This window comes from Anaerococcus porci, assembly GCF_034090325.1.
GTDB classification, from domain to species: domain Bacteria; phylum Bacillota; class Clostridia; order Tissierellales; family Peptoniphilaceae; genus Anaerococcus; species Anaerococcus porci.
Genome location: NZ_JAXDSU010000077.1, coordinates 1 through 7,325, shown reverse-complemented (window position 1 = coordinate 7,325; position 7,325 = coordinate 1). Strand labels below are relative to the sequence as shown.

Annotated in this window: 16 protein-coding genes; all 16 read left to right on the top strand. The window is 31.0% G+C overall.

Translation table 11 applies throughout. The features are described 5' to 3' along the window. Nucleotides 1-39 precede the first annotated feature (39 nt). Entirely contained in the window at nucleotides 40-483 is a 444-nt protein-coding gene (locus tag SOR60_RS08470) for a single-stranded DNA-binding protein (RefSeq protein WP_320595692.1), read from the top strand. Nucleotides 484-490: 7 nt separating this feature from the next. Next, nucleotides 491-679 (top strand): hypothetical protein, encoded by a 189-nt coding sequence (locus SOR60_RS08465; RefSeq protein WP_320595691.1) that lies wholly within the window; start codon nucleotides 491-493, stop codon nucleotides 677-679. Then, nucleotides 676-948, top strand: coding sequence for a hypothetical protein (locus tag SOR60_RS08460; RefSeq protein ID WP_320595690.1), 273 nt, complete (start codon nucleotides 676-678; stop codon nucleotides 946-948). The genes SOR60_RS08465 and SOR60_RS08460 overlap by 4 nt, the downstream gene beginning before the upstream one ends. A gap of 24 nt (nucleotides 949-972) precedes the next feature. Next, nucleotides 973-1,164: a hypothetical protein gene (locus tag SOR60_RS08455; protein ID WP_320595689.1), complete on the top strand. Its 192-nt coding sequence runs from the start codon at nucleotides 973-975 to the stop codon at nucleotides 1,162-1,164. Beyond that, nucleotides 1,161-1,319, top strand: coding sequence for a hypothetical protein (locus SOR60_RS08450; RefSeq protein ID WP_320595688.1), 159 nt, complete (start codon nucleotides 1,161-1,163; stop codon nucleotides 1,317-1,319). Before SOR60_RS08455 ends, SOR60_RS08450 begins: the two co-directional genes overlap by 4 nt. Continuing rightward, a complete protein-coding gene (locus tag SOR60_RS08445; RefSeq protein ID WP_320595687.1) occupies nucleotides 1,316-1,507 on the top strand; it encodes a hypothetical protein in 192 nt (63 codons plus the stop codon). Before SOR60_RS08450 ends, SOR60_RS08445 begins: the two co-directional genes overlap by 4 nt. Beyond that, nucleotides 1,500-2,003 (top strand): Holliday junction resolvase RecU, encoded by a 504-nt coding sequence (locus SOR60_RS08440; protein WP_320595686.1) that lies wholly within the window; start codon nucleotides 1,500-1,502, stop codon nucleotides 2,001-2,003. The genes SOR60_RS08445 and SOR60_RS08440 overlap by 8 nt, the downstream gene beginning before the upstream one ends. Further along, nucleotides 1,996-2,157: a hypothetical protein gene (locus SOR60_RS08435; protein ID WP_320595685.1), complete on the top strand. Its 162-nt coding sequence runs from the start codon at nucleotides 1,996-1,998 to the stop codon at nucleotides 2,155-2,157. The genes SOR60_RS08440 and SOR60_RS08435 overlap by 8 nt, the downstream gene beginning before the upstream one ends. Beyond that, a complete protein-coding gene (locus SOR60_RS08430) occupies nucleotides 2,150-2,554 on the top strand; it encodes a dUTP diphosphatase (protein WP_320595684.1) in 405 nt (134 codons plus the stop codon). Before SOR60_RS08435 ends, SOR60_RS08430 begins: the two co-directional genes overlap by 8 nt. Nucleotides 2,555-2,566: 12 nt before the next feature. Continuing rightward, the gene (locus SOR60_RS08425; RefSeq protein WP_320595683.1) at nucleotides 2,567-3,004 is read left to right on the top strand and encodes a hypothetical protein; all 438 of its coding nucleotides are present in this window, start codon (nucleotides 2,567-2,569) and stop codon (nucleotides 3,002-3,004) included. Between the two features lie 243 nt (nucleotides 3,005-3,247). Then, complete coding sequence (locus tag SOR60_RS08420; RefSeq protein WP_320595682.1) at nucleotides 3,248-3,595, top strand: HNH endonuclease; 348 nt, start codon at nucleotides 3,248-3,250, stop codon at nucleotides 3,593-3,595. 113 nt (nucleotides 3,596-3,708) lie between these two features. Continuing rightward, nucleotides 3,709-4,983 carry a hypothetical protein gene (locus SOR60_RS08415; protein ID WP_320595681.1) on the top strand — a complete coding sequence of 425 codons (1,275 nt, stop codon included), beginning with the start codon at nucleotides 3,709-3,711 and terminating at the stop codon, nucleotides 4,981-4,983. Then, nucleotides 4,973-5,380: a hypothetical protein gene (locus SOR60_RS08410; protein ID WP_176269916.1), complete on the top strand. Its 408-nt coding sequence runs from the start codon at nucleotides 4,973-4,975 to the stop codon at nucleotides 5,378-5,380. The genes SOR60_RS08415 and SOR60_RS08410 overlap by 11 nt, the downstream gene beginning before the upstream one ends. Then, nucleotides 5,377-6,759 carry a VG15 protein gene (locus SOR60_RS08405; protein WP_320595680.1) on the top strand — a complete coding sequence of 461 codons (1,383 nt, stop codon included), beginning with the start codon at nucleotides 5,377-5,379 and terminating at the stop codon, nucleotides 6,757-6,759. The genes SOR60_RS08410 and SOR60_RS08405 overlap by 4 nt, the downstream gene beginning before the upstream one ends. Then, the gene (locus tag SOR60_RS08400) at nucleotides 6,725-6,898 is read left to right on the top strand and encodes a hypothetical protein (protein ID WP_176269917.1); all 174 of its coding nucleotides are present in this window, start codon (nucleotides 6,725-6,727) and stop codon (nucleotides 6,896-6,898) included. Before SOR60_RS08405 ends, SOR60_RS08400 begins: the two co-directional genes overlap by 35 nt. 65 nt (nucleotides 6,899-6,963) lie before the next feature. Then, nucleotides 6,964-7,305: a YjcQ family protein gene (locus SOR60_RS08395; protein ID WP_176269918.1), complete on the top strand. Its 342-nt coding sequence runs from the start codon at nucleotides 6,964-6,966 to the stop codon at nucleotides 7,303-7,305. Nucleotides 7,306-7,325 lie beyond the last annotated feature (20 nt).

The following is a 7,325-nucleotide window of genomic DNA, read 5'->3' as shown; positions in this document are numbered from 1 at the left end:
TATTTTGGTTTTAAAAGTTTTATGAATGGGGAGAAATAGATGATTAATAATTTAACTTTAGTAGGTAGGCTTACAAGAGTTCCTGAGCTTAGGTATACAAGAACAAATATTGCTTGTTGTTCTTTTGTGCTTGCAGTGGATAGGGAAATGAGCAAGGAAAAAAAGGAGGAAGCAAAGGCAAATAATTATCCTACGGCAGATTTTCCGAGGATTGTTGTTTGGGGCAAGATGGGAGAAGTTTGTTCAAAGTATCTCCAAAAAGGTTCTTTGTGTGCTATAGTTGGTAAAATCCAAACTGGTTCTTATAAGGACAAGGACGGAAAGATGGTTTATACAACTGATGTTAGAGCAGACAGGGTAAGGTTTTTGGATATTAAGTCTGGTGGAGATAATAAGGCTAAGGCTTATAACAATATAACTAATATTGATGATTATTTTGATGATGATTTTGTGGAGTTTGAGGATGATAATATTCCTTTTTAGGTGATTTATGGAAAGATTATATTTTATGGTTACAGCAGATGAATTGGAGTGGCCTATTGCTGTTGGTAGGTCTATTGAGGAGTTGGCAAAGGATGCTGGCAAGTCTGAGACGACTATTTACTCAAAAATGAGAAGGCAAAAGAAAGGTTTAAAGATTATAGGATACAAAGTGGAAGTTGTGAAGGTAGAGGAATGAGTGGAGGCTCTTTAAGTTATATTTGCTACAGCATTGAAAATAATTTAATTGGGGAAATGCAAGATGAAATTATGAATGAGTTTGTAAAAGATTTTGCTGAACTAACTCATGATTTGGAATGGTGGTTGTCGGCTGATTATGGAGAAGAAACTTATAGGAAAAGTTTAAAAGAATTTAAGAATAAGTGGTTTAAAAATTATAGTGAAAGAGAAAAGGAAGCAATCCTAAGAATAAAAGATAGAGCTATAAAGGAAATTAAGGAAATATGAGTTTATATGCTGTGGAGGTGGAAAATGAAAACAAAGATTAAAGTTGTATTTAAAGATGATATGAAATGCTTATTTAATGCAAATTCATTTAGATTTGAAGATGACGGATTTTGTTATTTGGAGTTCGCTGACAAAGATGATGATTTTATAAGACTTGATGCTTGTGTATTAATATCTGAAATTAAGTATTTGAAGTTTGTGGAGGTGGAAGAATGAGTAAAGATGAAAAATCAATAATACTTGATTTTATGATTATAGTTTTAAGTTGGATTTTTTTATGGTTGGGTGTTGATAAATTAACTATAATTTTAAGTTTGTTATCAGTTACCTATTTTGATGTAATTTGTTTGAAGTGGGAGTTGAAAGAATGAAAAGTGATAAGGAAAAGTTATTTGATATGTTTGATGTTTTTGAGAATGCTATAAAAGAAGTTGAGGATATAGGCGAATATGAAGATTATGATTTAGATCAAAAGATTGAGGAAATTTATAATAAATTAGAGGATTTAAGTATTGATGTTTGGGGATTGATTCGTGAAAGGGGTTGGAGTGATGAATAATCTCCAAAGTTTTAGGTCTTTACAGGCCAATGGTTTTGGTAAAAATTTTGAGAAATTGATTGATTTGGCTTGTAAGTATTATAGGGATGAGGGCAAGGCTGATATTTCTAAGATTGATGAGCCTTTTAGGGTTATTAGGCTTAAAAAGGCTGGTCGATTTGAGGGTCAGTTTACGAAAAATGCTAATCCTGATTTTGAGGGAACTCTTGATGGTGGTAGGTCTATTTGTTTTGAAGCGAAGTATACTTCTTCTGATAGGATGAAACAAAGTGTGATTTCGGATAAGCAAGCCGAGGTTTTGGAGATTAAAAGTAAGCTAGGTGGTCTTGCTGGTGTTTGTGTTGGGATTAAGGATAGGTTTTTTTTTATTCCTTGGCAGGTCTGGGCAAATATGAAGGAGTTATTTGGTAGAAAGTATGTTAAGGCTGATGATTTATCCCGATATGAGGTTATTTTTAGGCAAGGGGTCAGATTTTTGGATTATAAGTATGAGTAAGTTTTTAAATATTAATGATTGTTCTTTATTTTTGGAGATTGTTATTTATGTTTTGAAAAATAGGTTTGATTTTTCAGATAAGGATATTGAAGATTTTGTTTGTGAAGTTGAAATGAAAATTGATGATAATTTTGAGGAGGGTTTTAATGATTAAGTACAAGGCACCTTACATATTAAGTAAGAAAGATGGAGATATTGGATATGATGTAAGAGCTATTGAAGACAGGTTGTTAGAGCCAATGGAGACTGCTACTATTTCTACTGGTGTTTTTTTGGAATTAGATGATGGTTGTTATGCTGATTTAAGGGCAATGTCTGGTAATTCTAGTAAGGGGTTAATTTGTAATCTTGGTCTTATTGATACTTCTTATAGGGGTGAGATTAAGGCTTCTATTACAAATATTACTGGTAATGATTATGAGATTAAGAAAGGTGATAGGATTGGCCAACTGGTTTTTAGGGAAGAAAGTATGGTTGATTTGGAGAATGTTTTGGAGATTGATTGTAATACTGATAGAGGGGTCAAGGGTTTTGGGTCTTCGGGTAGGTAGTTAGGAGAATTAATGCAAGATATTTATGTAAATTTAGTTAAGGATAAGTTAAAAAGATATTTTTATGCTAGAGATTTTATTTATAGGGCTGAAAAGAAAATTGATGAATTGAATAGTATAAAAGAGGGAAAGACAACTGTTTCTTATGGTAATAAGCCGCCTTATGGTGGAGCTTCGGATAATGATAAGTTGTTAAATGTTTTGGCAGAGATTGATTTATTACAAACTAACATAAAAGAAAATAGAAAGATTATTGAAGAGGTTGATTATGCTTTTAAAAGTATGAGTGAGATTCAAAGGGATATCACCTTGGAGATTTATGGGAGGCCTTATAAGTATAACAAGATCCAGAATCTGAAAGATAAGTACCATTATGAAAAGGCTCATCTTTATAACTTGGCCAATGATGGTTTGGTTCATATTGCTTTGTCTTTATTTGGTAATTATTAATATAGTAAAGAAGTTTGATAAAAATATCTAAGAATTGGACTATTAGTGGACACTTTATACTGAAATAGGGTGTATAATGGTAATGTGAAAGTGAGTGGGAAAATCCTTCGTAATTTGTTATTATTGCTCACTTTCTAGTAACATACATTCTCATTAGAGTCTCCTAGTTTATAAATTATTTTTGAAAGCTACCACCACCTTTGTGTTGGTAGTTTTTAATTTACATATAGAAAGGATTATAGTATGGCCAAGGAAAGATTGGATAGGACTGATAGGTCTGGACCTCACAGAGCTATGTTTGAAAAAAATAAAAAACGAATATTAAAAACAGAAAGACTTTGTGGTATATGTGGTAAGCCTGTTGATATGAATGCTAAACCTCCAGACCCATTGAGTCCCTGCATTGATCATATAATTCCTGTATCAAAAGGAGGTCATCCGTCTGATATATCTAACTTACAGCTTGCTCATTGGACTTGTAACAGAGCAAAGTCAGATAAATTATATAAAGAAAGTAAAAACGTTGAAATTCCAACGAACAGAAACTTGCCTTTGAGTTTCAATTGGGAAAAATATAAAAGAAAAAAATAGAACGTTGAAATTCCAACGTTTATGGGGGGCGTACCTCCCCTTTTGGATAATTATTCCGGAGTTCCCCCATCACTGTACAAATATACACACGAAAGAGGTTATTATTAATTTAAATGAATAATTATAATGTAGAAAATTTGAGAAAAAAACTTGATTTACATAGAATGCACGTACTTAATAAATATAAATATTATGATTGTAAAAAAAATGAAATTGATCGTGGATTTGTGATTCCAACAGAAATTAAATCTCAATATATATCAAATTTAGGTTGGTGTACCAAGGCTGTAGATGCCTTAGCCGATAGGTTAGTTTTTAAGGAATTTGAAAATGATTTGTTTTCTTTTAATGAAATTTATAATTTAAATAATCCAGATATATTTTTTGATTCTGCTATTCTTTCTGCTCTAATAGGTGGTTGTTGTTTTGTATATATCAGTCAAGGAGTAAATGAAAAGCCAAGACTTCAAATCATTGAAGCTAGTAATGCAACAGGAAATATTGATCCTATAACTGGACTTTTGACAGAAGGTTATGCTGTGCTTGAAAGAAGTGGTGATGATAAAATAGGTTTTGATACACCGAAGCTTGAAGCATATTTTAAACCTAATGAAACGATATATATTTCTGATGGCAAGGTTGTTTCTAGTGTTAAAAATCCTGCTGGTATTCCTTTACTAGTACCTATTATATATCGCCCTGACGCTGTAAGACCTTTCGGTAAGTCAAGAATTACAAGACCTGCAAGATATTTACAAGCTCACGCTAAAAGAACTTTAGAAAGAGCTGATGTTACAGCTGAATTTTATTCTTTTCCTCAAAAGTATATTGTTGGTTTAGATCCAGAGGCTGAACCCTTAGACCAATATAAAGCAACTATAGCGTCTATACTTCAGTTTTCTAAAGATCAAGACCATGAGAGCCCAAAACTTGGACAGTTTCCTCAGACATCAATGGCTCCTTTTACTGAGCAATTAAAAACATTAGCATCTGCTTTTGCTGGTGAAACAGGTTTGACCTTGGATGATTTAGGTTTTGTAACTGATAATCCATCATCAGCCGAGGCAATAAAGGCAAGTCATGAAACTTTGAGAATTACTGCAAGAAAGGCTCAAAGGTGTTTCGGGTCTGGATTTTTGAATGTTGGATATGTGACAAGATGTTTAATTGATAAATATGCTTATACAAGGGATATGATTTCTGAGGTAAAAGCTAAATGGTATCCAGTATTTGAACCGGATGTTGCTGCTCTATCTGGAATTGGAGATGCAACTATTAAAATAAATCAATCAGTACCAGGTTATTTTGGAAGTGATAATTTATCAGAGTTAACTGGTTTTGATGCAAGCAAAGAGCCGCCAAAAGTAGAGGCTGAAGATGAGCTTTAGTAATAAAACTGTAATTTTCCTTTGTGGATTTATTGGATCAGGCAAAACGACTTATGCAAATAAAAAATTTAATCATGTCACTGATTTAGACTATATGCCAGCTTTTTCATCAAAAATTAATCAAATAAATTTAACATTAAATTTATTAAAGAAATATGATGAGGTATGTCATATAACTTGCTTTCCTACTAAAGATGAAATGAGAGCATTTAAAAAATTTAATAAAAAATTTTTACTAATGGATACTAATCTTAGTCAATGCAAAACCAATATTTTAATAAGGGCAAGACCTAGAGATTTAATGAATTTAAAACGTGTATTTAAAGCTAATGTAGATTATCAAAGAAAATATAAACTTTCTGGGATAAATTGGGAATTGGTGAAGGTGTTTAAATGATAGATACAAGTAAAGATATCGTTCCAGGTATATTTGATAAAATTGATAAAACTTTTAAATTAAAAGCTAAAGAATCTAAAATAATCAAGGATAAATTAAAGGCCTTAAAAAATAAGAAAGCTAATTACAAAGATGCTAATGAATTTGCTGTTGAAGTCGGGAAAATTCTTGCTAATACTTTCCAGGATAAAATAAAAACTGGAGATTTGCCAGATGGGAAGATGTATTATAATATAGCAAAAAGATTGATAGAGCCTAATATGGTAAGAAATCATGATTTAGTTTCTGAATATTCAAAGGAAGTTCAAAGCCAATTAAATAAACAAGCTAATATATCAATACAAGCACAAGAAGCAGACTTAAACCAAGATAGGATTGATAAGCTTGTGGATAAAATTACTAAATATGATTCTTACGAAGATGGCAAATGGTTATTAAATGAACCAGTAATAAACTTCACCCAAGCTGTGGTTGATGAAACTATTAGAAAAAATGCTGATTTGCATGCAAAGGCTGGTTTAAGTCCTAAGATAGAAAGATATACCAATGGTAAATGTTGTGATTGGTGTGATAAATTAGCGGGTATATATAATTATGAAGATGTAAAAAATACAGGTAATGAAGTTTTTAGAAGACATAGACATTGTGATTGTTTAGTAATATATGATCCTAAAAATGGAAAAAACAAGCGAATAGTACATTCAGCTGCAAAACATAAGGCATTAGATGAAAAGCGTGATAGGATAGACTTAGCAAATAAGATAGTAGACAATAAATTAAGTAATATAGCTAGGTCAAAAGCTATGGAGTTAGGTTATAATCCACTGCCAGATAATAAAGTTGTTAATACATTAAGAAGAGATGCTAAGAAATGGATTCAAACTTTAAGTGAGGATGAAGTAAAGGCTATTAGGAAATACACTTATAATGGGAAAGATGAAGATGGATTAAGATTATTTGAAAAAATTAATGGGTATATAGATAACAGATATATACCATCTAATGAAAAAGAAGAAGAAATCATCTTAACAAATGCAGTTAATATAGAGGATGGTTTATTGAAAAATAAGCTAAAACACGATATAATTGTTTATAGAACAGAAGAAGATATTAATAGACTAAACGATGATGTCAAAAAGTTCTTGAGTACATCAGTTACAAAAAAGGGAGCATTTGGAGGTAAACCAAATGTCGCAATTATTGTTCCTAAAGATAGCAATGGTGCGTATATAGAACCCTTAGCTGTAGGAAGCTATAAGAAGCAAAGAGAGTTTCTATTGAATAAGGGAATAAAATTAGTTAAAGTTTTAAATGATAATGATATAAACATATTTGAGGTTAAAAATGAAATTAAAACAAAAAAGCGAAATAACGGATGAAGAAGTAATAAAAAATTTCCAAGATAGATGTAATTCCCAAACATCATATGGAAAATTAACAGAAGAAGATAAAAAGGAAATTGAAAGAAGATCAAAAAAAATTGAAGAATATAGAAAGAAAATGAATAAAGAAAAATAAAGCACAACTAAACTTGCAGGTGTAAGTTTTTAGGGGTGCTTTTTTAGTGCTATAAAGGAGGAATTATGGCTAAGGATGATTATGATGTTTTGGTTTTTAAGATTTTAACTTATTTGTATAGGAAATTTAAGGATAATTATATTGATGATATGTATTTATTTCCTTTTACTAATGATTTTCCAGTACAAGAAAGCTATTTTATTTCTATATTTGAAGATTTAGAAGAAAAGGGCTATATAAAAAATTTAGTTTTAACTAAGGCTTGGGGTGGAGATATTGTAAATTATGATTTATCCAAGCTACAAATAACAGGTGACGGGATAGCTTATTTAAGAGATAATTCAAGAATGAAAAAACTAATTAATCTGATTAAAGAGGCAAGAGCTATAATGTCTTTGTGGAATTAGATTAGATACTTAAAAATAAA

Excerpts from the sequence above, each read along its gene's own strand:
- SOR60_RS08425 (WP_320595683.1), top strand. The coding sequence starts at position 2,567 with ATGCAAGATATTTATGTAAATTTAGTTAAGGATAAGTTAAAAAGATAT.
- SOR60_RS08395 (WP_176269918.1), top strand. The coding sequence starts at position 6,964 with ATGGCTAAGGATGATTATGATGTTTTGGTTTTTAAGATTTTAACTTAT.
- SOR60_RS08450 (WP_320595688.1), top strand. The coding sequence starts at position 1,161 with ATGAGTAAAGATGAAAAATCAATAATACTTGATTTTATGATTATAGTT.
- SOR60_RS08445 (WP_320595687.1), top strand. The coding sequence starts at position 1,316 with ATGAAAAGTGATAAGGAAAAGTTATTTGATATGTTTGATGTTTTTGAG.
- SOR60_RS08430 (WP_320595684.1), top strand. The coding sequence starts at position 2,150 with ATGATTAAGTACAAGGCACCTTACATATTAAGTAAGAAAGATGGAGAT.
- SOR60_RS08435 (WP_320595685.1), top strand. The coding sequence starts at position 1,996 with ATGAGTAAGTTTTTAAATATTAATGATTGTTCTTTATTTTTGGAGATT.
- SOR60_RS08410 (WP_176269916.1), top strand. The coding sequence starts at position 4,973 with ATGAGCTTTAGTAATAAAACTGTAATTTTCCTTTGTGGATTTATTGGA.
- SOR60_RS08415 (WP_320595681.1), top strand. The coding sequence starts at position 3,709 with ATGAATAATTATAATGTAGAAAATTTGAGAAAAAAACTTGATTTACAT.
- SOR60_RS08470 (WP_320595692.1), top strand. The coding sequence starts at position 40 with ATGATTAATAATTTAACTTTAGTAGGTAGGCTTACAAGAGTTCCTGAG.
- SOR60_RS08400 (WP_176269917.1), top strand. The coding sequence starts at position 6,725 with ATGAAATTAAAACAAAAAAGCGAAATAACGGATGAAGAAGTAATAAAA.
- SOR60_RS08455 (WP_320595689.1), top strand. The coding sequence starts at position 973 with ATGAAAACAAAGATTAAAGTTGTATTTAAAGATGATATGAAATGCTTA.
- SOR60_RS08440 (WP_320595686.1), top strand. The coding sequence starts at position 1,500 with ATGAATAATCTCCAAAGTTTTAGGTCTTTACAGGCCAATGGTTTTGGT.
- SOR60_RS08465 (WP_320595691.1), top strand. The coding sequence starts at position 491 with ATGGAAAGATTATATTTTATGGTTACAGCAGATGAATTGGAGTGGCCT.
- SOR60_RS08460 (WP_320595690.1), top strand. The coding sequence starts at position 676 with ATGAGTGGAGGCTCTTTAAGTTATATTTGCTACAGCATTGAAAATAAT.
- SOR60_RS08405 (WP_320595680.1), top strand. The coding sequence starts at position 5,377 with ATGATAGATACAAGTAAAGATATCGTTCCAGGTATATTTGATAAAATT.
- SOR60_RS08420 (WP_320595682.1), top strand. The coding sequence starts at position 3,248 with ATGGCCAAGGAAAGATTGGATAGGACTGATAGGTCTGGACCTCACAGA.